Here is a 25,928-nt window from a genome sequence, read left to right on the forward strand (position 1 = left end):
GGGTGAAGAGTCATAATAAATTATTTAATATGGTGCGTGATTACACAATCATTCTGCCTATTTAGCGTGGCGATGTCTGAGGGGTAAAACCCCTCAGACATTCGCCAACAGTCTCTTTCAACCGCCGTCTCAATCGATGCGCCGTCTCAATCGATGCGCCGTCTCAATCGATGCGCCGTCTTCGATGCGCCGTCTCAATCGGTACACATTGCACCCTACAAACAAACCTATTTCACCCCAGAAAACAAACCCCCCCAATCTCCCGGAGAACGAGAATTTTCTCCCTCTTTTACCTCAAAAGTAACATTACTAGCATCAGGAATATCCAAAGCCTGCACGCACAACTCTGCAATATCTTCGCGACTGACTTTACCCCGAATATTATCTCCTTGCTCGAAGATCAAAGCTTTGTCCCCAGGCTCTTCAGTCAAAGCACAAGGTCTGACAACAGTATAAGGTATGCCGCTCGATCGCACGCAATCTTCTCCTTTCAACTTCCAAGTCAAAATTCCCCCCAACATATCATTCATTCTGACAGCCGGCGGTTCCTCTTCCAAAATAAGTCCTGGGCGGCCCGGGCGCGTCACTCCCGCCGAACTCACCATCACAAATCGCGGCAAAGTCTGCCCGCCATCAGCTTTAATAGATTCTAATTCCAGTTGAAACACACCAGGTGAAAATTTCGGATTCAGCGCGCCATCGTATTCAAACTTGCTCAGCATTAACTGAAAAGAATAAATACTACTAGCATCAAATTTCGCGCCATCCTTCACAGTCTTCGCGCGGAATACTGGAATTAACTTATCGAAGGGAACGATGACAGTAATCCAAGTATTGTAAACAGTATCGAACGAATAGCAATAGCCAATACCATCCCATTTAGCCTCGCTCCTCACAATCAACTTGTAGCGCTTACCGTCCCCTTTAACCCGGAGCAGGAGGCCGCTAAATCCTGCGAGATTGACCGGAGGATCGAAATTGCGAGTGCGAACCGAAGCAAAGCCGCCGGAGTTTGCCGTGGAAACATTGCCGGTGAATATAGCTGTACTGTCTGTAAGGACGATCGAGCTTTCGCTAGTCCCGCCCATCACGATATCGTCGAGAGCTCCCCAAGTTTCCTTTAAATCTTGGGTAGGTTTTGTGAAGTCAAAAATAGTTTTTTCGCCTGCTTTAATTAGCTGGCTGCGAACAGCTTGCACTAAATTATTCAAGCCTTTGTATTCGACTATTTCGGGAACATCCACAACTTCCGGCATATAAAACTTGATGCCTTGATAATATTTTTCCCTGGTTGGGGTATCTCCTTCAACAGGTTGAACTTTAGTCCCGGTGCAGCAGATAACTGCATCTACGCCCTCAGTTACTAAAGGCGTTAGCGTCTCGGCGAGAGTGATATCTGCTTCGACTAATTCAACATTTTTTCCGAGAATTTCTGTTGCTCTTTTGATATCTCTGACGAGACAGCGGACTTGATATCCCCGCTGTTGCAGCCGCTTGACAACTCGTTTTCCTACCCCGCCAGTCGCACCGGCTACGAGTACGAGTTTAGGTTGGTCTTGTTTCTTGTTGTTGTTGCTTCCGAACAGTTGTTGCAGCCAGCTAATGCTACCAATGAAGGGAATAACGCCGAAATAAGCCAAGGTTTTGACAAATCTGCCGGCATCCCATTGGGCGGTATTTTTTTCAGTCACAGTCGCTTCCTCAAATTTGGCTCAAATCTACTTATACCAATTTTTTATGAGGCCCCGTAGAATTCGATCTCCCTGGCACACCCCTTAATAAGGGGGGGATAAGATTCCGATCAAAGTCCCCCTTGTTAAGGGGGATGCGAGGGGGATCGAGATATGTGCAATGACCCATTAAATTGGTATTAGCTGCTTTTGTATTTTAATCTAATTTTCGATTTGTGCATTTGGGGGCGATCCTCTTCGAGGGCTTCGCTAACGCACTTTTTTACTTGACAGTGAGTTTCGGATGAATTTGGTTTAAGGGAATCTCAATAATCAACTCGGTTCCATCTCCGGGGGCAGAAATGCAGCTCAATTTCCCGCCGTGTTGTTCCACCACAATTTCGTGGGAAATCGCCAAACCGATCCCCGCACCTTTACCCACCGGTTTTGTACTAAAAAACGGGTCAAATATTTTCTGGCGGACTGTTTCTTCCATACCCCAACCGTTGTCCTTTATCCGAACTGCTACCGCTTTTTCTCCCGGACAAACTTCTGTCACGATCCGAATTTGTCCGTTCTTAGTCTGGCTTTCTTCGCACCCCCATTGCGACGATAAATTATTGTTAGCAAAGGCATCTTCTACAGCATCAATTGCATTTGTCAGTACATTCATAAACACTTGGTTAATCTCAACTGCGTAACACTCAACCACAGGCAGAGAGCCATATTCTTTGACCAGATGAATTGCGTGGCGATTCCCTACGGGATAGCTTGGCTTCACGGGCTTCGGTTTGAGTCGGTTGCTCAAAATCAGCAAAGCACTGTCCAATCCGTCGTGAATGTCAACTGGCTTAATCTCTGCTTCATCAATTCTAGAAAAGTTTCGCAGCGACTGAACAATCTCCCGGATGCGGTTAGCGCCTACTTTCATTGAACCCAGCAACTTCGGTAAATCTTCAGCTATAAACTCTACTTCTGCTGCTTCTATTTCTGCTTGAATTTCTGGCGAAGGCAACGGATAGTGTTCATTGTAAAGCTGCAATAAATTGATCAGTTTTTCGCTGTATTCGTTGGCATAGGCAAGATTTCCGTAAATGAAGTTAATCGGGTTAGTGACTTCATAAGCTACCGCCGCTACCAACTGCCCCAAACTTGACATTCTTTCGCTTTGCACCAATTGAGTTTGCGCGCGCTGAAGCTCGGACATCGCTGTTTTTAAATGATTCCTTTTTTCGCGCTCTCTGGCGACTGATGCTTCTAGTGCTGTATTTAATTTTTTGAACTTGTCGGCTTGGCGCAACACTATATTAATCATTGCTTTTTTTAGTTCCAATGCAGCGTCTATTTCGCATTGTTTCCAAGGCAATGATTGGCAGCTCACATTTTCTTTCCACAGCTCGAAGGATTTCCGAGGAGACAGTTTTTGGTTGCCGTGTTCATCTATTTCAACTGGTTTGTTGGGGTTGCCAGCCCAATTTACGGTCTTAATTACTTCCGGCCTAAACCACAAAACGTATATTTTTTGAATCGGCGATATTGCTACGGCCAAACACCCGCTGACTGTATCTTTAAATTCCTCAGCTTCTGGATAGAATTTGGTCAGCGAGTCTGTATAAAATATTTCGTTTTTGAGGTTTTTTTGCACCAATTTAATTAAGTGCTTGAGAGATTCTTCTTGAGGTGTTTGTCCGACTCGATAGCAATTGTCTCCAAATATTATTGCTGCTCCCTGGGCACCCACTGCTTCCAGCAAATTCTGCTGGCATTTAACTAACACTTCTGACAAGTTTTCGGACGTGGATATGTCTTCAAAAATCTTGGTTTGAATAGATTTTAAGTGTAGTTTGTAGTCGTAGTCTTCGTTGGCTTCTTTTGATTGCAGTTCTAAGGACATTACTTGTCCGATAAATTCGCAGGCTGCGCGCACTTCATAGTTGAGGTATTTTGGTGTATAGTTGTGGCAAGCAATCAATCCCCACAGTTTTTGATCTTTGATTAATGAGATTGACATCGAAGCTACCACGCCCATATTTTGCAGGTATTCTATGTGAATGGGAGAAACGCTTCTCAACACGCTGAGACTGAGGTCTAGGGGCTCGTTAGCAATAGCATTTTTGCTGAAAACGAGGGGAACTGGTTGATAATTAATATCTGGTATCAACCTCAACCAATTTAACAAATACAGTTTTCTGGCTTGTTTGGGAATATCTGAGCTGGGGTAGTTTAAGCCTAAGAAAGGAGTCAGGTTTTCTGCTTTGTCTTCAGCGATGATAGCGCCGTTGCCTTCGGGGTCGAATTGATAGATCATAACTCTATCAAAGTCGGAAATATTCCTGACTTCTTTTACGGTCATTCGGCATAGTTCGTTGAGATGTTTGGCGCTTTGAATTTGGCTGACTGTGGCTCTCACTGAATGGTAAAAGCTAAAAATGGAAAGATTTTCTGTGGTGGTTCCCAATTCTAATTCTACTATCAAAAATCCTTCCGATCGGTGGAGTATGCAGTCAAAATCTAAAGATTTGCCTGCTTTTTGTACCGACAGTTTAATGGGATTGACGGTTTTTAAGTGGTCGTTTTGCAAACAGGCATTGAGTTTTTCTAGCTGCACTCGATCGAAGAATAAGCTCAAATTTTGACCGATCGCACTTTTGGCATCGACTCCTAGCAAATCTTGCGTATTTTCACTGACTTGCAGTATTTCTAGTTGAGGTTCTCGTACAACAAGCAGCACCCCGTGCGGCTGAATGTGTCCCGATAGGTGAATGGGTTCTTTGTCGCAGTTTGTCAAGTCAACTTCTTCGAGTGCTGGGATTGTGATTTGTCGATTCATTTTCTCTGTTTTGCGGTGTAAAATTTTGACAGGGTTCTATCGATTTTAGATTTCAACTCAAATTGGTGGTTCGAGAATAATCTTATATTGTTTCGATCGCCTAACTGCTCGATTCCTTGACCGACGCTGACAATGAATCATCCGAGCATCCGCGAGTCGAAAACGATCGAGTCAAAAATCAGCCAACAGTTGTGTTACTGCTCTACCGACCCCAGCCTTCTAGATTTGTTTGCGGACTTGGCTCTGTAATTGCGATCAGTTATCTAGATCAATTATGCCAGCACTTCTTACGATTCTTCAAGTATTTTTAATAAGTTACCACAAAGTTAATATTTGTGGTAAGATTTTGCGATCGCGAACAGGGAGACAGAGATGTGTCTTCAGACCGAGCTACTGAGGAAAATATTAAGTTAAGCTAATGAAGAGAATATCTGAAAGTCAACTCACGTTAAGCTGTTTAAGTATATCCAACAGGCCAGACAATTAGACTAATGCTCGACTTCAATACAGTTACTGAGTTTTCCCATACCTACTGCATAGGTATCTGTGCTTTTTTAGTTCCGGCAAACTTGCTGACTACTTTGCAGACAGGGATTTTGACCGGACTAAACCGACCTCGAATGCAAGTTTGGGTATCTGCGGTTGTGGCTGGGTTTTGGGCTACAGCAATGTTATTTCATGTTTTTACCTGGTTCGCGATCGGAGTAGTAATGCCTCCGACATACATCTTGCTATTTATGGCGATCGCTTGTCTGGCTGTCAATATCTGGGCTGTGGGGCATCCTTCCAGCATGATGCAATTAATTAGAGTTGCGGTATCAGCTTTGAGGGGAGGTTTTAGAAGAAAGATGACAGAAATTAGGCAGCGGATTGCGTACAAGATGTAACTGATATAACTGTCACGGATGTTACGGATTTCAGGAAGAAGGTGTTAGTTATTTAGGAGAGGAGTTGGCTGCGGGAAAGATGAAAGATGTCAGAGAGAATATTGGTTTTTTCTCAAGTTTTCTCTGGTTCCAAATCTTGAGTTTGAGTCGCGGTTTTATGATAATGCTTATTCCGGTTCGCGATCGCGACAATCTTCATCTTCCCGGCAGCGGGGATGTTGCAGTTGAGCAGATAGCCGCAGTCGTTTCTGCCGTAATAGTAGCGACATCCGTTGCAAATTGCGGGAGGTTCGATCGCCCTTCGGTAAACGGGATAATCCGCAGCCGCCAGCAGTCATTAGTCAGTTGGTAGGGGCTCGCCTGTGAGTGCAGGTTCTCTTATTTGTCAGTAGTTATTAGTCAGATATTTACTGCACTTTTGCGCTTGTTTTTAAGGTACATAAAAAAACATTCCAGGGATACGGCAATGCCCGAGGCGTGTCCCTACGGGGTTCTATCGATAGGCGGGCGCAGTTGACAAACCTGCAATCTGCTGTAATAGTTTTGAGCCCATCTTTAACTGACGAGTTATTTGTTTGTCTAAACCCTAATCACTTTTATTCTGACTCACGCCAACGGTAGTGGCAATATTGAAAACTGTTAACTGCTAACTGTTGACTGTGCTTTTTTGGGATCCGAAGGTAGCGGTTGCTACGCCCAACAGCAGCACAGCAGCACCTGCGAGTACCGCCGGTGCGGGCACTTCCCGAAACAACAAATAAGCTAAACAACTCGCCGCCACCGGTTCAAACAAGATAGCAAGAGTTACTAGGGTTGGGGAAATCTGCACTACGGCCCAGTTCAAAATGGTGTGGCCGATTAATTGAGGCAAGACAGCCGTCAACAAAATATAAAAATATACTATGTGCGAATAATCGGTGTAACGGGTGCCGAAGGCGAGGGGGAGAGGGAGCAGGACGATCGCAGCAACAGTATAGGCGATCGCGATATAACCGCCAATTCCCAGTCCCCGCCGCTGAGCTTCCCGCCCCAGCAGCAAATACAAGCTAACCACCCAGGAACCCGCCAGAGCCAGGAAATCGCCCAGGAGTTGGCTGCTGCCGGCCTCCGCTGCGCCCGCACTCCCGAAGGCGATCGCCATTCCCCCTGCAAGCGCTATAGTAATGCCAGCGATCGACATTTTGCTGAGTTTTTCGCCAAACCAGAAGCGCGACAACAGCGCTACCCAAACGGGATTTGTGGTGACGAGGGCTGTGGAAGCTGCGATCGAAGTATAAGAAAGTGAGGTAATCCAGAGAGCAAAGTGCAGAGCAAGACACAAACCAGCCGCCACAGCATAGCGCCGAGCTCCCGGCTGTAGGGCATTCCACTGAATTTTTGGCCAAGCCGGAAGCAGAATTAAGGCGGATAAACTCAAGCGAGAAGCGGCGAGTACCAGACTGAAACCGAGACCGCCCGCGCCTGCTTCCACGTTCGCCAGCCGAATTAAAATGGAAGACGTTGAGACAGCCAAAACACCGATAATTAACAATAGGGCGATCGACCAATTCTGCGGTTGTTTCGGAAAATTCATTTTTTCGAGAATTGGTAATTGGTAATTGGTAATTGGTAAAATCTAGATACCAATCTTTGCAGCCAATCAGAACTTTTAATTTTATCTTACCTTCTCCTCTCTTTCTTCGCGTGCTTTGCGCCTTCGCTGTTCGTTCAAAAAAAGCCCGATCGCCAATCCTTAAAAATTACCACACTCAAAAACAACAATCAATCTAGAGCGCGCCTAAAATAACCTTAAATCTGTTATAGTTTCCATACAGCAGCAAACAAAACCCCCCACTTACAAAGTATAACTATCTATGGCTCCTACAGTTTTGATTACAGGCGCTTCTCAAGGAAGTGGCAAAGCAACGGCACTGTTATTTGCCAGTAAAGGTTACGATGTGGTGATGGTGGCTCGGGAGCCGGAGAGATTGGCAGCAGCAGCGGTTCAGGTGCAGCGCGAAGGCACTTCGGCTGTCGCGATTGCGGGGGATGTTGGTGACATTCAACAAGTGCGGGCGATCGTCCAAAAAGCCCTAGATGCGTGCGGAAACATCGATGTTTTGGTGAATAATGCTGGAATTTGTCTCGCAGGGCCGATCGAGCAAACCACCTCTGAAGACTGGCAGCAATTAATGAATACCAATTTTTGGGGCTGCGTTAACACAATTCAAGAACTTTTGCCACATTTTCTCGAACGAAAAACTGGTACAATCGTCAATGTTGGTTCCACTGGCGGCAAAATGCCCTTACCTCAAATGACTGCTTATTGCGCCAGCAAATATGCAGTAACCGGTTTAACAGAAACTTTGCGATTGGAATTGGCGCCCCGAGGCATTCACGTTTCGGCCGTGCATCCGGGCTTGATTAACAGCGATTTTTTGGAAAGAGCTCAATTTCGCGATCGAGAGGAATCGGCAGTCGAATTGCGCCGCCAGCAAATGAGCCAAATGCTGAAATCAGACTGGGCAAGTCAGCCGGAAGATATTGCAAAAGCTATCTGGGATGCAGTAAAAAATCAGCGCCCCGAAGTTACTGTAGGCCCAGCTTTTTTGGCATCGGAAGCTTATCGGTTATTCCCCGGTTTAATGCAGTGGGCAATGGCAAAGGGCAACTTATGAAAGTCATCACAGCCCTCATTTGGGGCGGGTTCACCTGAATACATACAACTAAAGATACAGACTGTTAAACCCGCCCCGAATACTCCAAATACTATAACCAGAAACAAACCAGGAAATACTACCATGCAAATCAAAGCACTAGCCGCCAAAAAAACAGGCGGGTTGCTAGAAGAATACAAATTTGAAGTCGCACCGCCAAAAGAACACGAATGTCTCATAAAAGTGTTAACTTGCGGCATCTGTCACTCGGATTTGCACATGATTGACAACGATTGGGGTCAATCGAAATATCCCCTCGTTCCCGGCCACGAAGTTGTCGGAGAAGTGGCAGAAATAGGGCCGGAAGTGACTCATTTAAAAGTGGGCGATCGCGTCGGCGTTGGCTGGCAAAGATCGTCTTGTTTGCATTGTCGTGACTGCTTGCGTGGCAACGAAAATCTCTGCGATGAAATCCAGGGATTGATTGTTACAGGCCCAGGCGGTTTTGCCGACTATTTGATGGTAGATTCCCGCTTTGCTTTTCCTATTCCCAAAGGCATCGATTCCAAAGCAGCCGGGCCGCTGCTGTGCGGCGGAATTACAGTTTACGCCGGTTTGCGGAACGCGGGGATGAGTTCTGGTCAAGAAATCGGCATTCTCGGCATCGGCGGTTTGGGACACATGGCGGTGCAATTTGCCAAAAAATTAGGCAACCGCGTGACAGTTTTTACTACTTCCCAAGACAAAGCAGAATTTGCTGAAAAGATGGGAGCCGACGAAGCTATTGTAGTAGGAAAAGGCGAAATCCCTCAAGCGCCCAGCAGCAAATTAGATATTTTGTTGAGCACTGTTCCTGTTGCTTTAGACTGGGTTCCATACATTGATTTTCTCGATTCTGACGGTGCGCTTGCTTTTGTGGGAGTTCCCGACGAACCTTTAAGTATTCCATTATTTTCATTGTTGGCAAAGCGCCGCCGAATTACGGCTTCTCCCGTCGGCGGTCGCGCTATGATTAATGAAATGCTGTCGGTTGCAGAAAAGTTTTCGATTGAGCCGATTGTCGAAGTTTTTGCGATCGCCCAAGCCAATGAAGCAATGCAGAAAGTCCGCGACAATCAAGTACGCTATCGTGCAGTTTTGACAGTGAGTTAGATACAGCAATCCTTGCAGGTTTATGAAGTAAACACTCTCCTAGCCCGGTTTCTTGTGCACTTCTGCCCTATAAACAGGTTAGATTCAAGAAACCCAGTTTTGCGTACCTAATTGTATCAAAAGTGCTGTAATTAGTAAGGTGCACCCCTGCGCCCTATTAATTACAGCAAAGAACTAGCATTAATCAAACGACCGTTTAAATCGGCTGGGGTCACGTTCAACACAGTACCCAACAAAGCGTTAGTAAAACCGAATCTAATATTAGTAGCTTCCACGCGGCCGTTGCCGTCTGGATCGAGACTTTGCTGCGAGATACCGCCCTTTGCTAACAAACTCGTTCCCCCCGCTACAGTTCCAGGATCGATCAGCAGCAGTCTCGGATCGTTCAAGCTATAACTTACCTGTTCAAAAGAAATATTGCTGCTGGTAAATGGCACACTAATTCCAATCGAATCGCTAGACTTATCAAAATCCACAATTACCGCGTCAGGAACTTCTATTCCAAGTATTCTGCTACCCGCTTGATCGGCTCTAAAAACAAAAACATCGCTACCAGAACCTCCTTGATAAATATCGACATCTCTGTCGCCAATTAAAATATCGTTACCGTCACCGCCAACTAACAAATCAACACCTTGTCCGCCGCGCAGCAAATCATTTCCCGCACCGCCACTAACAAAATCGCTATTTTTATCTCCTGTCAAAAAATCGTTGCCACTTTCTCCCAAAACATCGTCATCATCTTTGCCGCCGTAAATAGAATCATCGCCGACACCGCCTAACAAACTGTCTTTACCATCGTTGCCGAAAATCAGTTCTCCATCTGACGAGCCCCTGACAGTATCATTGCCGCCCAGCATCCAAACTCCCCCAGGAAAACTAGCAAGCTGTCCCGGTGCAAGTGTAATATTTTCAGGAGTATTGTCTCCTACCAAACGAGAGATGGTTGAATTATCGGGAGTGAGTACCATAGTTCTAAACTTCGTGCGATGTAATAATGGATATCTTGCAATTATCTCCATCTTGACACAGCCGATCGCCAAATCGCAAATTTAAATAAAAATTCAAAGTAAAACCCATGCCAATTATCTTAGTTGAAGACTTGAGCAAAGTTTATCCGGTAGCAATTAAAGAACCGGGACTTAAAGGAACAGTGCGGCACTTTTTTAACCGCACTTACCGCAATATCAAAGCAGTTGAGGGCGTTTCTTTCAGTATTGAACCGGGAGAAGTGGTGGGGTTTCTCGGCGCTAACGGTGCGGGGAAAACTACGACACTGAAAATGCTGACCGGTTTGATCTATCCGTCTGGTGGTACTGTGAGAGTGTGCGATCGCACTCCATTTCGGCGCGAAGCAGATTTTCTGCAAAAAATCACCTTAGTCATGGGGCAGAAACAGCAGTTAATTTGGGATTTGCCCGTGCTCGACTCTCTGCGAATCAACGCCGCTGTCTACGGCATTCCCGATGCAGATTATCGGCGGCGAGTCGGAGAATTGACAGAGATGCTATCACTAGAAGGCAAGTTAAATCAAGCAGTACGCAAGCTGTCTTTGGGCGAACGCATGAAAGCTGAATTGATGGCTGCGCTGCTGCACCAGCCGGAGGTATTATTTTTAGATGAACCGACTTTAGGTTTGGATATCAACGCACAGTTTAGCGTCAGAAAATTTCTGCGGGAATATAACGATCGCTATCAAGCAACGGTACTTTTGACAAGTCACTACATGGCTGATATTACTGCTTTGTGCAAGCGCGTTTTGTTAATCCATGAAGGGCAATTAGTTTATGATGGCAGTTTGTCAGGATTGCTGGACAGGTTTGCACCTTATCGGGAAGTTCAGGTAAAATTAGCCGAACCGCTAGCAAAAGATAGCGCTTTTGCTTACGGGGAGGTAGAATCAATAGAGGGACAATCTGTGCGCTTTTTGGTAAAAAGAGAGGAGTTGACGGTGAGCGTATCGAAGATTTTGGCAGAGTTGGAAGTGATAGATTTGACTGTTACAGATCCGCCAATTGAAGAGGTAATCGGTCGAGTTTTCCGCACGGGAAAAGTGTAATGTTTTATGGTTTTATCGTTCCCATGCTCTGCTCATAGGTGATAACTCAAGCCTAAATTTATTTGAGATTCTGGCTTAGATTCAAGCCTCTATCCCCCTCGCATCCCCCTTAAGAAGGGGGACTTTGACCGTTTCCAGTCCCCCCATTTCTAAGGGGGGTTAGGGGGATCGAGGGGCAAAATTTTACACAAAAAATCTAAAAGTGATATGACACGATTCATCAAAATTGCTAAAACTTTGCTAGTTACCTACTACGCTTATATGCTCGAATACCGGGCGGAATTGTTTTTGTGGGCGCTGTCGGGCGCTTTGCCGTTTATCTTGATGGGCGTGTGGATGCAGGCGGCAGAAACTGGGGAATTTGGGCTGAAGTCGATCGACTTTGCTCGTTATTTTTTAGCAGCTTTTATTGTCCGGCAAACAAATGTGGTTTGGGTAATTTGGGACTTTGAAAAACAAGTCGTGCAAGGCAATTTATCTAATAGATTGTTGCAGCCTCTCGATCCAGTATGGCACCACTTCTCATCTCATGTTTCCGAAAGGTTTGCGAGGGTGCCGTTTGTATTCGGATTAGTGCTGCTGTTTTTTGCACTTTACCCGCAGTCTTTTTGGCTGCCGAGTTTGGGCAGGTTTTTGCTATTTTTGTTGGTTGTCATTTTGGCTTTTTGTTTGCGGTTCCTGATCCAGTATACGTTTGCGCTGTTTGCTTTTTGGCTGGAAAGGGCAAGTGCGATCGAACAATTCTGGTTTTTAATTTACCTGTTTTTATCGGGACTTGTCGCGCCGTTAGAAGTGTTTCCTCCATCGGTGCGCGAAGTAGTTTTGTGGACACCTTTCCCTTATTTGATTCATTTTCCCGCTGCAATTTTGATCGGATTGCCCGTAGATGTAGGTCGCGGTTTGTTGGTGATGCTGGGCTGGGGTGCGGTGTTTTTTGTGTGGAATCGGTGGCTGTGGCGGCAGGGTTTGAAACAGTATTCTGGCATGGGAGCTTAAATAATCGTTAAAATTTATGAGAACTGTAAGGTGCGTCACATTAAAATTCGATCGGGAATGACAGCTTAAATAATCGTTAAAATTTAGAAAACTGTAAGGTGCGTCACAGTAAAAAAACTAATTTTTTATCAAAAAGACTTACGTGACGCACCCTACTTAAGTGTGAAGTAAATCTTAAATCTCAAATCGACTGACGCACCCTACTTAAGTCGATCGCACATACGATGCAAAAATGCAATCAGGAGCATTCAACAATTGCATATATATTTTTTTTTGTATCTATACATACAAAACTTTACAAAGAACTCTTATATTAATAAAACCAAGGACTGATAGACAGGATAAAAAAAATTCTAATGACATCCAAAAAAAACCTGATTGTAATCGGCAATGGCATGGTAGGTCACAAGTTCCTGGAGTTAATGGTCAACTCGGATGCTGCCAAACAGTGGAATTTAATTACTTTTTGTGAAGAAGCGCGCGTTGCTTACGACCGCGTCAACCTCAGCGGATTTTTCTCGGGAAAAACAGCAGGAGATTTATCCCTAGTTGCACCGGGCTTTTATCAAGAAAACGGGATTCAGATTCACATCGGCGACAAAGCAGTCGCCATCAACCGGGAACAAAAAACAGTCTCTTCAGCTAACGGTTTAGAAGTTTCCTACGACAAAATTGTTCTCGCCACCGGTTCCTATCCATTTGTACCGCCCATCAAAGGCAAAGATGCTGCTGGCACTTTTGTTTACCGGACAATTGATGACTTGGAGGCAATGTCTGAGTACGCTAAAAATTGTCAAGTCGGTGTAGTAATCGGCGGCGGTTTGTTGGGTTTAGAATGCGCTAACGCTTTGCAAAATATGGGCTTGAAAACTCATGTAGTTGAGTTTGCGTCGCGGCTGATGCCCGTGCAAGTTGACGAGGTTGGTGGTGCGATTCTCCGTAACAAAATTGAGGATTTGGGAGTTTCGGTTCACACCAGCAAATCTACAACGGAAATTGTCAGCGAAGATGGCAAAGTTACTAAAATGCTGTTTGCTGATGGTTCGGAATTGGCAACAGATATGATTGTGTTTTCTGCTGGCATTCGCCCCCGCGACGAAATTGCCCGAGGTTGCGGGATTGAAGTGGGAGAACGCGGCGGCATTATGATTAATGATAGCTGCCAAACTTCCGATCCTGATATTTATGCGATCGGCGAATGCGCGCTTTATGACAATCGCATCTACGGCTTAGTTGCCCCTGGGTATACAATGGCTGGCGTAGCAGCCGATATTTTGAGCAGTGCGGCGGATGGCAGCCAAGATGCCGGCACTAGCACTTTTACGGGTGCGGATATGTCCACAAAACTGAAACTTTTGGGAGTGGATGTGGCAAGTTTTGGTGATGCTTTTGCTAAGTCTCCCGATGCTAAAGAAATTGCTGTTGCTGACACTTTCCAAGGGATTTACAAAAAATTAGTCTTAAATCAAGACGGTAGCCGGATTTTAGGCGGGATTCTTGTCGGAGATGCTTCTGCTTACGGTACTTTGCTGCAATTTATGCAAAATGACATTGCTTTGCCGCCGCATCCTGAAGATTTGTTGATACCGCCGCGCGAAGGCGGAGTTCCTGCTGGTTTGGGTGTTGATAGTTTGCCGGATTTGGCTCAAATTTGTTCTTGCAATAATGTCAGTAAAGGGCAGATTTGTGAGGCGATTCGCGATCGCAATTTAACTGATGTTGCTAGCGTCAAGAAATGCACTCAAGCTGGTACGGGCTGCGGCGGGTGCGTGCCTTTGGTGACGGATATCTTTAAGGCCCAGATGAAGAAAGCTGGGTTTGCGGTCAAAAATAATCTTTGCGAACATTTTGAATATTCCCGTCAAGAATTGTACCATTTGGTGCGCTCTCAAGAGCTGAAAAGCTTTGATGAGACGATCGCCAAACACGGCACAGGGCGCGGCTGCGAAATTTGCAAGCCTGCTGTTGCTTCGATGCTGGCTTCTACTTGGAACGACCATATTCTAGAGAAGTCTCATGTTGGTTTGCAAGATACCAATGATTACTATTTGGCAAACATTCAGCGGGACGGTACTTATTCGGTGATACCGCGAGTACCGGGTGGAGAAATTACGCCGGAGAGGTTGATTGCTTTGGGAGAAGTTGCCAGGGATTTTGGGCTTTATACTAAGATTACTGGGGGACAGCGGATCGATTTGCTTGGTGCTCGGGTGGATCAGTTGCCGCATATTTGGCAGCGCTTGATTGATGCGGGATTTGAGTCTGGACACGCCTATGGTAAGGCTTTGCGGACTGTCAAATCTTGTGTTGGTAGCACTTGGTGCCGCTTTGGGGTGCAGGATTCGACGAGTTTGGCGATCGAGGTGGAATTGCGGTATCGCGGTTTGCGATCGCCCCACAAGCTCAAGTCTGCTGTCTCTGGCTGCACTCGCGAATGCGCGGAAGCTCAAAGCAAGGATTTTGGGATAATTGCGACTGAGAATGGTTGGAATTTGTATGTGTGCGGTAACGGCGGGATTAAGCCGCAGCACGCAATTTTGCTGGCGGCGGATATCGATAAGGAAACTTTGATTAAGTATGTCGATCGCTTTTTGGTATTCTACATCCGCACGGCCGATCGCCTGGAACGTACTGCTACTTGGCTGAACAAACTTGAAGGCGGGATTGAATACTTGAAGCAGGTGATAATTGAGGATTCTCTCGGTATTTGTGCTGAGCTAGAAGCGCAGATGCAACATTTGGTGAATACTTATCAATGCGAGTGGAAAACGACGATTGAAGACCCGCAAAAGGTGCAGCGATTCCAGCATTTTGTGAATTCCGATTTGCCAGATCCGAGTATTGTTCGTGTCGAGGAACGGGGACAAACTCGCCCTGCTTTCGAGCATGAAAAAGCCCTAGCTGGAGTTTCGGACAAATAACGGCGATCGGGTTTAATCGTTCGGACTTTAGTCCACAGAGTTTTAGGAGGACTGAAGTCCGAACGATCAAACCAATTTAGCGGTTTTTAACCGGAAATTGGGAAGGAAATTGTATTAAATTAACAGGAAAGAAAAATGGTTCAATCATTGCAGGTTTCCGATACAGTAACAACTTGGGTGGATGTGTGTTGCTTGGATGCGATCGCCCCAAATACAGGAGTTTGTGCTTTGGTGGCTGGGGAACAAGTGGCTGTTTTCAGAGTGGGAAACGGGGATGAACTGTATGCTTTGAGCAATTACGACCCGTTTAGCAAGGCTTTTGTGTTGTCCCGAGGACTTGTGGGCGATCGCAACGGGACTCTGAAAGTTGCTTCTCCGATTTACAAGCAGAATTTTAGCTTGGCTACTGGCCAGTGTTTGGACGATGAAACGGTACAAATTCCGACTTTTGCGGTTCGGGTTGCTGGCGATCGCGTGCAGGTAGCAGTTAACTAGATTTGGCAGCTTAATTTTTCGATATCAATCCGCCAACACCTAAGATTCCGATTGGGTGGTGGCGGATTTTTCATTGGTGCGCGATCGAGCCAGTAGTTTTGGCATAAAATAGAGTCAATCTGCTGCATACTACAATACAGAACAGATCGGAGGGCGGTTGAAACCTCGTTTAGACTTGCCTTGCGGCCGCACGGAGGCAAGCGCGAACACCTCCCCGGCGTAAATATCGCCTATTTTAACCGCCTTGTCTTTAACCCGCACTCCTCGGGCGCAAGCCCGTACAAAGCTGGGTTGATACCGCCCAATCTTCTTTAAATCCAAACCAACTCTAGGGGACAGGATATCGGTATGTTGTTAAAAAAACTTGTTTCCGAAAATAATCCCCAGACAGTTGCAGAGTTAATCGACGCACAACTCAAAGCCGGTCAACTGACTCGGGCTAAACTCAAAACACAAGTTTTCGAGCAGCACTGGCGGGACGAATCTTTGCACGAAGTCCTCGGAGAAATTGCAGCTAAACTCGACCAAGAAACAGCGAGCGAAATTATAGAATATCTGACAGCTCAAAACGGTCAACCCGAAAAGTTTATTAATTTGTTTTTAGCAGCGCAATGCCTGTTAAAAAATCAAGATGGCATTAATAAAATAACCGAAAAAAAACTGTTAAATGCTTTAAAAAAGTTATCGCAATACGGCACAGTTTTCCTGGTTCTTTATCAAAGCGCTCAAGAATTGCAGGAAACTTTTCAAATTCGCGAACGCTCGATCGCCGCGATCGCCCAAACTTGGAAAAACGACCCGCAAACCCTGCCCTGGCTCAAAATACTCGTTCACTCCAGCGACAGCGGCGAAGTCCGGGCCACAGCAGTCAAAGCGATCGCCCGCAGTTGGTCTGACGAGCCAGACATTTACCTGATGCTCAAAAACCTCGCTAAATCCGATCGAAGTTGGGCAGTGCGATCGGCTGCAATCGAAGAAATGGCTTCTGGTTGGCCCTCTAACAGTGATACCTTGCCGCTGCTGGCGACCCAAGCTCAGTTCGATCGCAGTCCCGCCGTCCGCACCTGTGCCCTGGAACAGTTGGCCCTGGGTTGGCGCGATCGCACAGATACCCTGTTGCTGCTGAGAACCGCCGCCGAATCCGACGAAAATTTGGGAGTGCGAATCTTTGCGTGGCAACAAATAGCCAGAGGTTGGCGCAGCCTTTTAGGCACTTTCTCCCTGCTCAAAAACCTCGCCGAAACAGGAACTTCTACCCTGCGAACAGTAGCGGTGCGAGAGTTGGCAGCCGGCTGGTCCTCCGTGGCCGACGTTGGCCTGCTGCTGAAAACCCTAGCCGCATCCGACAGCAGCGAACAAGTGCGGACAGCCGCGATCGAAGAATTGGCCTCGCGCTGGCGGGCCCAACCAGATATTTACCCCCTGCTCAAAAGTCTCGCCGAGTCCGACACCAGTTGCGCCGTCCGGCAGGCGGCAGTGCAAGGAATTGCCTCTGGCTGGCGCTCTAACCCCGAAACTCTACCTTTTTTGCAAAATATAGCTACCGGCGACCGCGACGTCGAACTGCGCGAAACAGCCCTGCAACAGATTGCCGCCGGTTGGCCCGACAGCCCAGAGACATTGCCCCTGCTGCAAAAAATTGCTAGTTCAGAGGATTATTGGACGCTGCGGCAAGTAGTAGTAGTAGCCGCAGCCACGTTACCGCCAGTGAGTCTCGAAGTCTTTGGCTGGTTGAAAAATCTCGCCGAGTCAGACAGACACCTGAACGTCCGAGAAACTGCCGTGGAACAGATAGCAAGAGGCTGGGGGCACCGGGGCGAAACGCTGCCTTTTCTTAAAAAACTCGCCGAGTCGGAACGGGATTCTCACTTGCTGAGCGTGCTGGTGCGAGAAATAGCGCGGGGATGGCCGCAACAGCCGGAAACCTTGTCTTGGCTGAAAGTTCAGCTTGATTCTGGCCAGGAGGAGGTGCGGGAAGCGGCGGTGCAGGAACTTGCTCGCAATTGGCCTTCGGGTGCTGAAACTTGGCGGATGCTGGAGGCTAAAGCAGAGGGCGATCAGAGTGCGGCTGTCAGGCAAATTGCTTTGCAAAAGTTAGCCCGCGGGCGGCCAAATGAGTCTCAAACTTTTGAGTGGCTGAAAATTAGAGCACAGCAGGATAATGATTCGCAGGTGCGGGCGATCGCCCTGGTAGAGTTAATGCGGGGATGGAAAGACGAGCCGGGAATGTTTGAGTTTTTGCGCCAGAGAGCTCTTACCGACTTCTGCGATCTAACAGGTTCTTTTGCCTACAATCCCCGGTTTACAGCCCTAGAAGCAATTATCGAACATTATCCCGAAAATGCCGAAACTTTGCCGTTGCTGCGATCGCTTGCAGTTTCCGACGCAGACGAGCAAGTGCGGGCCTTAGCGGGCCGACGGCTGCGCTGCGATGATTGGTAAACACAAATCATAATAACATTAACCCCTCAGTTGTAGCTCTCAAAAATAATTAGTGAGGTGCAATCGATGTCTACTATAATCTATCCCTAGTCGTTGGCACTGGTAGCGAGGGATAAACGAAATTGGTCAGTTATAATCAAGGTTTGAACGTGATGCAAATCTCCCCAGACGTTGTCAGCGAGACAAAACAATTTAAGCAGCAGAATTCAAAACCTTTAACACAAGGTTTTCAACTGCAATATTCACATCCTCATGGGCAACTGTATCAAGGTAATTCAATTGATTGGCTTAAATCTGTTGAGTCTGAGAGTGTTAATTTAATTTTTGCCGATCCACCTTATAACATTAAAAAAGCCGATTGGGATCGCTTTGAGAATCAAGAGCAGTACATTGAATGGTCGCTTCAATGGATCGGCGAAGCATCGCGGATTCTCAAATCAACAGGCTCTCTATATATTTGTGGGTTTTCTGAAATCTTAGCTGACTTAAAGCATCCAGCATCAAAGTATTTTAAGAGTTGCCGTTGGTTAATCTGGCACTATAAAAATAAAGCGAATTTAGGTAGCGATTGGGGGCGATCGCATGAAAGCATGATTCACTTTCGTAAATCTGATTCCGTCAAACTAAATATTGACGATGTCCGAATTCCCTATGGCGCACATACTTTGAAATATCCTTCACATCCGCAAGCGAAAACAAGTGCTTACGGGAAAGGAGCAACAAAGAAACGCGACAACTGGACACCCAATCCAAAAGGTGCAAAGCCTAAAGATGTCATAGAAATTCCTACTACTTGTAACGGTATGGGTGAAACAACACCTCACCCCACACAAAAACCCGAAGAGTTATTAAGGAAATTTGTGCTGGCTTCGTCTAATGAAGGAGATTTGGTGATCGATCCATTTTCAGGTTCAGGCACAACTCTCGTTGTTGCAGAACAATTAAATCGTTATTGGATGGGATGCGATCTTAATATGGAATACAACGATTGGGCATTCAGACGTATAGAAAATGTTCGTCGTATGACAAAAGAAGAATGGATATCTCTAGATCGTAAAAATGCAGAAAGACGGGAATCTATACGATGAGCTTAACAGATTTAGTCAATCATGCAACGGACAAAAAACGCTTTCAAAATATTCGGGATTATATAAATTTTTGTAAGAGCTATCTAAAATTTATTGAAACGGGTTTGCAAGCTAGAATTGTTTCGCAGAACGAGAATCACTACCAGTTTTATCAGTATCAGAGTGATGGCTATTACAATATTACGCGCCCAATTAATACATCTTTGATGTATGAGGAATCTGTATTTGAAACTAATTATGTTCAGTTTTTACAAGCTCTTGAACAGTTGAGTGATAGAGAGTTACCTGATGATGGATTGAGGCAAGTTTTAATTTGTACCATCTACACGATGCAGCAATCAATAGGCGCTGCTCTGGATGCACTACCTTCAGGAAAATCTAATCAAGCTCGCAAAGTAAATGGGGATCTTTTTGAGCGTTTAATCCGTCTCATAATTTCAGAGCTAAATATAGATTGTGTCGCTGGAATAGCACAAGTTCCAATTAAAGACGATCGCGGTGAAGTTTTGTTTCATAGCAGTTATCAACACGACTTGTTAATTAGCAAAGAAGATAAACTCAAAATTATTGGTTCGGTAAAAACCTCAAGTAAAGATCGTATTGACAAAATTTTTGTAGATAAGTTTTTGTACAATAAATTGACCAATACCGATGTACCTCATATTGCAATTTTCCTCAACGATGTGCAAAGAAAGAAAACGAAGCAACAGCATCGCTATGGCATTAATGCCACCTTTTTGACAGGGCATTTCAAAGCTTACACTATTAAGCTAAATCCATTGGATGGTGTGTATTATTGCGATATTCGACCGAATATGATTACAGATCCGTTGCTCTCACAGCACATTCAAACTATCGATCATTTTTTCTATGACGATCTTTGGAATTTGCTCAGTAGAGATGGACAGTCCCTAGAAGAGGTAGAAATAGAAGAAGGCGAAAACGAGAAAAGCTAAGCATAGTCAACCAAAACCCCGATCGCCCACCGCAGCATTTCCCGATCGTTAAACACCCGCGATCGCACCTTGTTTTCTCCCACCTCAGCAACCCTCTCCGCAAACCCGGGGTTTCGGAGAATCCCTTTACAAAAATCGCTGCAATTCCTGCTGCAAATACTTTGCCCATTTAGTCGCTAGAGGAACTTCTGTAAACGGCACCCGGACAGCCTCCGCATCTTTTAACAAAAACTCTAGGACGATCGCACTTCCAGAATTCGGCGGCGACTCTAAATCTACCGCAGCGCCGTTAACTAACAACTTCAGCGACTGCACATTTTTCAAAGAAAAAGTTTGCAAATTCACAGGCCCGCTGCGAGTAGGTTTCCCCCAAGTCAAACAATCTTCTTGCTGACCTAGTACAGCATAAATATCGTACTTTGCCTTAGCGAATTGTTCTGCCCAGACGCGATACGCTTCTAACTTTTGATACTCGTTCCATCCAGCCCAAGCCAGCCCGATAAAAATGGCCAGCAGCGGCAGCCACATTAAACCTCTTTCCATGCAATATCCTTGTTGAAAATACTCCAGTTTTTCTTTGCCATCTGCTGTAATGATACAATTGATTCAACTCCTAAAACTTGCTAGGAAATTTAAACTAGAAATTAGAGCAATTTTCGATCGAGCAACAGCCACAGCCGACAAATACCAAACGCCGGCCCGCGAGATATCCAAAACCCGCCGGTAAAACTGGCGATCGCAGTTAAAATTCGGTTATTGTGGTGAACAAGCCTTCCCTACGCAGACCATCGGCCATGAAAAAGTTTTTCCTTCTGTGCTTATTTTTAATTGGGCTCGGCTGGGCAATTTCTAATTTCCCAGGACTGGCTACTCAAGGTACTTACGACTCGATCGTACTGGATTTCCGCGAAGATATCGGTACTGCCGAAATTGCCAAACAAGTAAATGCGATCGCCCAACAGTACCAAATCGCACCGCAACTCAACAGCGAATTCTCAGCGGGCGACAATGTATATGTAGTTAAGGGATCTCGCACTTTGCTAAATGCCCTGAAAAAATCAAATTTGGCTAAAAATACCGAATACATTGAACCGAACTACATTTACAGCGCTTACGAGATTCCCAACGACCCCATGTATACCAAGCAGTGGAATCTCCGCAGCATCAATGTAGAATCTGCCTGGAACGAAACCAAAGGCAGCGGCACAACAGTAGCGGTAATTGATACCGGCATCACTCCCGTCGCCGACTTAAAAGAAACCAAATTTGTACCGGGCTACGACTTTGTAAACGATCGCGCCGAAGCCTACGATGACAGCGGCCACGGTACTCACGTCGCAGGTACTGTCGCCCAATCAACTAACAACAACTACGGCGTTGCAGGCATCGCCTACGAAGCAGCTTTAATGCCGCTGAAAGTGTTGGGTGCCAGCGGTGGCGGTACAGTTTCCGACATTGCCGAAGCGATTAAATTTGCAGCAGACAATGGCGCAGATGTCATCAACATGAGTTTGGGCGGCGGCGGCGAAAGTCAATTAATGGAAGAAGCGATCGACTACGCCCACTCTAAAGGCGTTGTCATCATCGCCGCCGCCGGCAACTCCGGCGACAGTTCGGCATCCTATCCCGCCCGCTATCCCCACGTCATCGGCGTTTCCGCCCTCGGCCCCAACGAAGAAAAAGCCGATTATTCTAATTTCGGCGCCGGGGTTGACATTGCAGCCCCCGGTGGTTCTGAACTGGGCAAAATTCTGCAAAGTACGATCGACCCAGAAACCGGTGCCGAAATCTTTGAAGGCTACCAAGGTACTAGCATGGCTGCGCCCCACGTTGCCGCCGTTGCAGCACTGATCAAAGCCTCCGGCATCACAGAACCAGACTCCATTCGCAGCGTACTCTTGCAGTCCTCGCGAAATGTCACTGAAGATCCCTTAAACCATTTTGGTTCCGGACACCTAGACGCAGCCGCAGCAGTTCAGCTAGCCGGGCGCGGACAAATCAACTTCCGCGACTTCTTCCGCTGGCTGCGCGACAACGGCTATCTCAGCCCCCGCTTCTGGATAGACGGCGGTGCAGTCGCCCTGTTGCCCAAAATTGCCATGGTGCTCGGTTCTTACCTGCTGGCTTTCATTATGCGGAATTATTTTCCGTTCCAGTGGACTTGGGGCTTTTCCGGCGGCTTGATGGCTGGAAGTTCTGGGTTCTTTTTCCTCCGCAACTTGTTTGTATTTGACTTGCCGCAGTGGCCGATGAGAATCATGGGCAGTTCTATTCCCGAACTCGGCGGTGCAATTAATGGCAGCAGTATGCTGAATCCTTTGTTTGCTAGTGTTTTGATTCCGGGGATTTTGATTGTTTTGCTGTTGGGACACAGAGAGTGGAAGTGGATCGCGATCGCAACTTCGATCGGCTTTGCTAGCTGTTTAGCAGTGAATGCTGTTCTCTCTCCCGCAGTTTGGGGATTGGGAACTGGTTTAGTAGCACAAACATTCTTGATTGTCAATGCTTTTTTGTGTTTTGGATTGGCGCGTTTGGCGATTAAAACAGAGGTGCAGTCAGCATGAGTATTACTGTCAAAGGCAAAATTGAACGCAAAGGATTAGGCCCAGGAACCTGGGCTTTGGTTGGCGAAGATGGAGAAACTTATGAACTTAAAAATGCTCCTTCTGAGTTGAAAAAAGAGGGTTTGAAAGTCAGTGTCAAAGGTACAGTCCGCAAGGATATCATGACTTTTGCGATGATCGGCCCGGTACTTGAGGTGCAGTCTTTTGAAGTCTTGTAGGTCGATCGACTCGCTCCAGCTTTCGAGCAAAAAAAACCCCTGCCATCATTGGCTGGGGTTAATTAATCAGGGTGCATTTACTAATCGAATCTCCGCTAACACAGTACCTCTTTCAGGACAACTTCAGAAAATTGATTGATGATTTCTGAAACCCGGTTTCTTTCAACAGTTCTTGTCACATAGCCCAAAACTCCTAGAAACCGGGTTTCTCGGCCCCCATGACTCAGCCCTAAAACTGTCGCTACCTGTCGTTCTACCTAACTTTTACAAAAAAAAACCCCAAACCAAAATAGGTCGGGAGTTAATTAATCAGGGTGCATCTACTAATCTAATCTCCGCTAACACAGTACCTCTTTCAGGACACTTTCACAGAATTTGCCAAAATTCCCGGCTCAGCTTGCATACGCCCAAAAAAAACCCCAAACCAAAATTGGTCGGGAGTTAATTAATCAGGGTGCATCTACCAATTAAGCTTCCTGAGAATTCGACCGCAATCCGGACACTTACCCAAAAATTTTTCCGCATCAGCTTGGATACAACAAAAAAAACCCGGCCAAAATTGGTCGGGAGTTATCAATCAGGGTGCATCTACCAATTAACTTTCGTAAAAATTCGGCCGCAATCCGGACAACCGGATCGAATTTTTCAATAGGGCGCTTGAGGATAGGCAAAATCTGAATTACCGACTTGGGGGGCGATCGCTGTCTATTAGTGCCGTTTCTTCTGATTGGAAGGCGGTGTGACTGATGCTTCTCTGTTGAAATAATATAAAAGCGCGATCGATCCTCCTATCAAGATACCCACTACTACCAAACCAATAGCTATAACTTTTGCTCCTCCAGATAAAAATATGTAAATAAACCCCAGATAAGGAACCCCTAACAAAATAGCAGTAGCTATCGTTTTAAAAGAGGTTAATTTAATCTCTCTGTCCAGATGCTTGTAAGGTTTTCCTTGAAATTTGTAGTAGGTTTTAGATGAACCTAAACGCTGTGGACGAGTTATCAATGGTTTTGGACTCGGCATACCGTACTATTGGGGATATCTTCGTTAATAGTTATTTGTTCTGAAGTTTCCTATTTAATCCGGATTGAATCAGGGAATGATGTATGTTAGAAGTTTGTGGTATATAAAAAAAAACCAATTGCACTGCTACATCTCGCATAACGCATCTATTCTGTTCGCAGAACTACATCTCTTTTCCTGATCTCCTTATCAAAATCATGTATTAATTAATTATCTCTAGTTGCAATACATTTGATTTAGATTGGAAGATAATTATGAGTGAGTTCGATATTACAAGTTTTGATTTTGCAGACTTTGGCTGTTCTAACGGTAGCTCAATTCAATTTGGAATCAACATACTCAAAGGGCGTAAGGGATTTGGCATCGATCTCGATCCGAAGAAAGTAGCATCAGCCAAAGCTGCTGGATATGATGCCATCAAAGGAGATTTTTGCAATCTCGCTCTCCCTGATGGTTGCGTAGATTTTACAATTCTCAACCATACTTTGGAGCATTTACCCAAATTAGATTATGCCAAAGAAGCCATAAAAAATGCTATCCGAATTTCGAGAAAATTCGTTTTTATTAAAGGGCCTTTTTTTGATGCAGATGACTACTTAAAATCTTTAGGACTGAAATTTTATTGGTCTGACTGGACAGGTCATACTTTACATCTGCAAGCCCAACAGGTAAAGGACATTCTTGAAGAACTCAATGTTCCCAACTATGAAATCTATGGGAGAGTATTGGTCAACTCTTCTCAAGATACAACTATTCACCCCTTATCGTCACTCAAGAACCAACAGCATTGGGAGCTAGAAAAACATGAAGCAAAACCAATAGTGGAATTTGATCAACCAGTTTATCGAGAAGTTGTCGGCATTATTTGGTTATCTAACAATGTCAGTGTATCCGATGTTCGCAATCTCCCATACAAACATTTGATTTATCAAAAAGGTATTACTTTCTTTTAAGAATTATTTACAAAGAAAATGGCAATAAATTAAGCGAATGAGCAAAAGTACATAGTTGCGCTTCAGCGCTCTTTATCTAATATTATAAAGAGCGCTAAAGCGCAACTACGTACCTAATTTGTATGATCAAAATAAAGCCACCCTGGTACCCGCCCCGGTTGGGGGGGTTGTTATGTCGCGCTACTTTATGAAATTGGTATTATAGGGAGAAATAAGAAGAAGACTATTCATTACTCTAATCCTCTTCCTGCCTTTGTCAAGTGCTTTCAACTGTCAAAAGATATAACTCAGACTTTTGACAAGATCCACATTCCATGACAATTTCCATCAGCGCCAGGGATACTGTTACGAATATCTGTTTTAGCTAGCTGAGTTAAATGTGGCAACAAAGCCCGGATTTCTTCATCAGACAAGTGTTCAAGTTTTTGGCGCAGTTTAAGGCCAGCATCGTTCCAGTAACACCCACGTAAAATTGTAATATCTGGGAAAATTTCCTGGATGCTATCAGCATTGTAGCCGACGCGATAATGCTGATGATTTTTCCATACACTTTCTCGCATCTTTGGATTCATGTTAGTTTCATGAGTGGCAAATGGAACAAGTGCAAATACATACTTCCGTGACGCTGCACGCATATTAATCGCTGCTATTTTGTCAGCCTCGATATGTTCTAGAACTTCAATCGAGGCTACTATATCGTAGGATTCTGATGAGGGAGTCAAAGTATCATAAGTGTCAAATTTGACATTTTGAATAACCCATTCGGTGGCCATCCGAATCCCTAATCGCTGTTGAATATTGGCTTTATTATCAATATCCGTGAGGTAAAACTCAATTGCAGGAAATTCTAGAGCGAGAGCTACCTCCGTTAATCCAGCTCCACAGCCAACGCTGAGAAAGGATTTAATTTCTGCTGCCGTTTTTAAGGCTTCGATTAATCCTTCACGCATCTGAAGATAGCGTAGGTAAGCCCATCGCTTTCGGGTCATTAGTTGGAGCTGAACTTTATTGAGATATCGCCTTTGAAGAACAGGG

At 45.5% G+C, this 25,928-nt stretch carries 22 protein-coding genes; 14 read left to right on the forward strand and 8 right to left on the reverse strand.

From position 1 onward, the window contains the following. Positions 1–227 precede the first annotated feature (227 nt). Positions 228–1,691, reverse strand: coding sequence for a CIA30 family protein (locus tag IQ270_RS10210; protein WP_193973113.1), 1,464 nt, complete (start codon positions 1,689–1,691; stop codon positions 228–230). A gap of 262 nt (positions 1,692–1,953) precedes the next feature. Further along, complete coding sequence (locus IQ270_RS10215; protein ID WP_193973114.1) at positions 1,954–4,500, reverse strand: ATP-binding protein; 2,547 nt, start codon at positions 4,498–4,500, stop codon at positions 1,954–1,956. A gap of 491 nt (positions 4,501–4,991) precedes the next feature. Between IQ270_RS10215 and IQ270_RS10220 the strand changes: the two genes are divergently transcribed. Then, the gene (locus tag IQ270_RS10220; RefSeq protein ID WP_193973115.1) at positions 4,992–5,387 is read left to right on the forward strand and encodes a hypothetical protein; all 396 of its coding nucleotides are present in this window, start codon (positions 4,992–4,994) and stop codon (positions 5,385–5,387) included. Between the two features lie 167 nt (positions 5,388–5,554). On the opposite strand, the gene IQ270_RS30880 is transcribed toward IQ270_RS10220, so the two are convergent. Both IQ270_RS30880 and IQ270_RS10230 read right to left on the reverse strand, forming a co-directional pair. After that, entirely contained in the window at positions 5,555–5,725 is a 171-nt protein-coding gene (locus IQ270_RS30880; protein WP_228056233.1) for a hypothetical protein, read from the reverse strand. A 308-nt stretch (positions 5,726–6,033) separates the two neighbouring features. Beyond that, entirely contained in the window at positions 6,034–6,960 is a 927-nt protein-coding gene (locus IQ270_RS10230; RefSeq protein ID WP_193973117.1) for a DMT family transporter, read from the reverse strand. Between the two features lie 280 nt (positions 6,961–7,240). Between IQ270_RS10230 and IQ270_RS10235 the strand changes: the two genes are divergently transcribed. Further along, the gene (locus IQ270_RS10235; RefSeq protein WP_193973118.1) at positions 7,241–8,044 is read left to right on the forward strand and encodes an SDR family oxidoreductase; all 804 of its coding nucleotides are present in this window, start codon (positions 7,241–7,243) and stop codon (positions 8,042–8,044) included. 123 nt (positions 8,045–8,167) lie between these two features. Then, positions 8,168–9,175, forward strand: coding sequence for an NAD(P)-dependent alcohol dehydrogenase (locus IQ270_RS10240; RefSeq protein ID WP_193973119.1), 1,008 nt, complete (start codon positions 8,168–8,170; stop codon positions 9,173–9,175). Between the two features lie 161 nt (positions 9,176–9,336). On the opposite strand, the gene IQ270_RS10245 is transcribed toward IQ270_RS10240, so the two are convergent. Next, complete coding sequence (locus IQ270_RS10245; RefSeq protein ID WP_193973120.1) at positions 9,337–10,146, reverse strand: calcium-binding protein; 810 nt, start codon at positions 10,144–10,146, stop codon at positions 9,337–9,339. Between the two features lie 107 nt (positions 10,147–10,253). Between IQ270_RS10245 and IQ270_RS10250 the strand changes: the two genes are divergently transcribed. The 7 genes from IQ270_RS10250 (at position 10,254) to IQ270_RS10280 (ending at position 20,132) form a co-directional block, all read left to right on the forward strand. Then, positions 10,254–11,234: an ATP-binding cassette domain-containing protein gene (locus tag IQ270_RS10250; RefSeq protein WP_193973121.1), complete on the forward strand. Its 981-nt coding sequence runs from the start codon at positions 10,254–10,256 to the stop codon at positions 11,232–11,234. 207 nt (positions 11,235–11,441) lie between these two features. Continuing rightward, positions 11,442–12,230 carry an ABC-2 family transporter protein gene (locus IQ270_RS10255; protein WP_193973122.1) on the forward strand — a complete coding sequence of 263 codons (789 nt, stop codon included), beginning with the start codon at positions 11,442–11,444 and terminating at the stop codon, positions 12,228–12,230. Between the two features lie 356 nt (positions 12,231–12,586). Beyond that, positions 12,587–15,151 carry a nitrite reductase large subunit NirB gene (gene nirB, locus IQ270_RS10260; RefSeq protein WP_193973123.1) on the forward strand — a complete coding sequence of 855 codons (2,565 nt, stop codon included), beginning with the start codon at positions 12,587–12,589 and terminating at the stop codon, positions 15,149–15,151. 135 nt (positions 15,152–15,286) lie between these two features. Then, positions 15,287–15,646: a nitrite reductase small subunit NirD gene (gene nirD, locus IQ270_RS10265; RefSeq protein ID WP_193973124.1), complete on the forward strand. Its 360-nt coding sequence runs from the start codon at positions 15,287–15,289 to the stop codon at positions 15,644–15,646. A gap of 348 nt (positions 15,647–15,994) precedes the next feature. Continuing rightward, positions 15,995–18,088, forward strand: coding sequence for a HEAT repeat domain-containing protein (locus tag IQ270_RS10270; protein WP_193973125.1), 2,094 nt, complete (start codon positions 15,995–15,997; stop codon positions 18,086–18,088). A gap of 152 nt (positions 18,089–18,240) precedes the next feature. Then, a complete protein-coding gene (locus IQ270_RS10275) occupies positions 18,241–19,176 on the forward strand; it encodes a site-specific DNA-methyltransferase (protein WP_193973126.1) in 936 nt (311 codons plus the stop codon). After that, positions 19,173–20,132 (forward strand): hypothetical protein, encoded by a 960-nt coding sequence (locus IQ270_RS10280; RefSeq protein ID WP_193973127.1) that lies wholly within the window; start codon positions 19,173–19,175, stop codon positions 20,130–20,132. The genes IQ270_RS10275 and IQ270_RS10280 overlap by 4 nt, the downstream gene beginning before the upstream one ends. Before the next feature lie 126 nt (positions 20,133–20,258). Here the strand turns inward: IQ270_RS10280 and IQ270_RS10285 are convergent, their stop codons facing one another. Continuing rightward, positions 20,259–20,675 (reverse strand): hypothetical protein, encoded by a 417-nt coding sequence (locus IQ270_RS10285; protein ID WP_193973128.1) that lies wholly within the window; start codon positions 20,673–20,675, stop codon positions 20,259–20,261. A gap of 49 nt (positions 20,676–20,724) precedes the next feature. Between IQ270_RS10285 and IQ270_RS31875 the strand changes: the two genes are divergently transcribed. From IQ270_RS31875 to IQ270_RS10295, 3 genes are all read left to right on the forward strand, one after another. After that, positions 20,725–20,859 (forward strand): hypothetical protein, encoded by a 135-nt coding sequence (locus IQ270_RS31875; RefSeq protein WP_255532408.1) that lies wholly within the window; start codon positions 20,725–20,727, stop codon positions 20,857–20,859. A 67-nt stretch (positions 20,860–20,926) separates the two neighbouring features. Continuing rightward, entirely contained in the window at positions 20,927–22,696 is a 1,770-nt protein-coding gene (locus IQ270_RS10290; RefSeq protein ID WP_193973129.1) for a S8 family peptidase, read from the forward strand. Next, entirely contained in the window at positions 22,693–22,914 is a 222-nt protein-coding gene (locus IQ270_RS10295) for a hypothetical protein (protein ID WP_193973130.1), read from the forward strand. Before IQ270_RS10290 ends, IQ270_RS10295 begins: the two co-directional genes overlap by 4 nt. A gap of 708 nt (positions 22,915–23,622) precedes the next feature. Here the strand turns inward: IQ270_RS10295 and IQ270_RS10300 are convergent. Then, a complete protein-coding gene (locus IQ270_RS10300) occupies positions 23,623–23,940 on the reverse strand; it encodes a hypothetical protein (RefSeq protein ID WP_193973131.1) in 318 nt (105 codons plus the stop codon). A 254-nt stretch (positions 23,941–24,194) separates the two neighbouring features. On the opposite strand from IQ270_RS10300, the gene IQ270_RS10305 reads away from it, so the two are divergent. Further along, entirely contained in the window at positions 24,195–24,893 is a 699-nt protein-coding gene (locus IQ270_RS10305) for a class I SAM-dependent methyltransferase (protein WP_193973132.1), read from the forward strand. A 287-nt stretch (positions 24,894–25,180) separates the two neighbouring features. On the opposite strand, the gene IQ270_RS10310 is transcribed toward IQ270_RS10305, so the two are convergent. Continuing rightward, positions 25,181–25,843: a class I SAM-dependent methyltransferase gene (locus IQ270_RS10310; protein ID WP_193973133.1), complete on the reverse strand. Its 663-nt coding sequence runs from the start codon at positions 25,841–25,843 to the stop codon at positions 25,181–25,183. Between the last annotated feature and the right edge of the window lie 85 nt (positions 25,844–25,928).

The sequence above is a fragment of the Microcoleus sp. LEGE 07076 genome (assembly GCF_015207455.1).
Lineage (GTDB): Bacteria > Cyanobacteriota > Cyanobacteriia > Cyanobacteriales > Microcoleaceae > Microcoleus.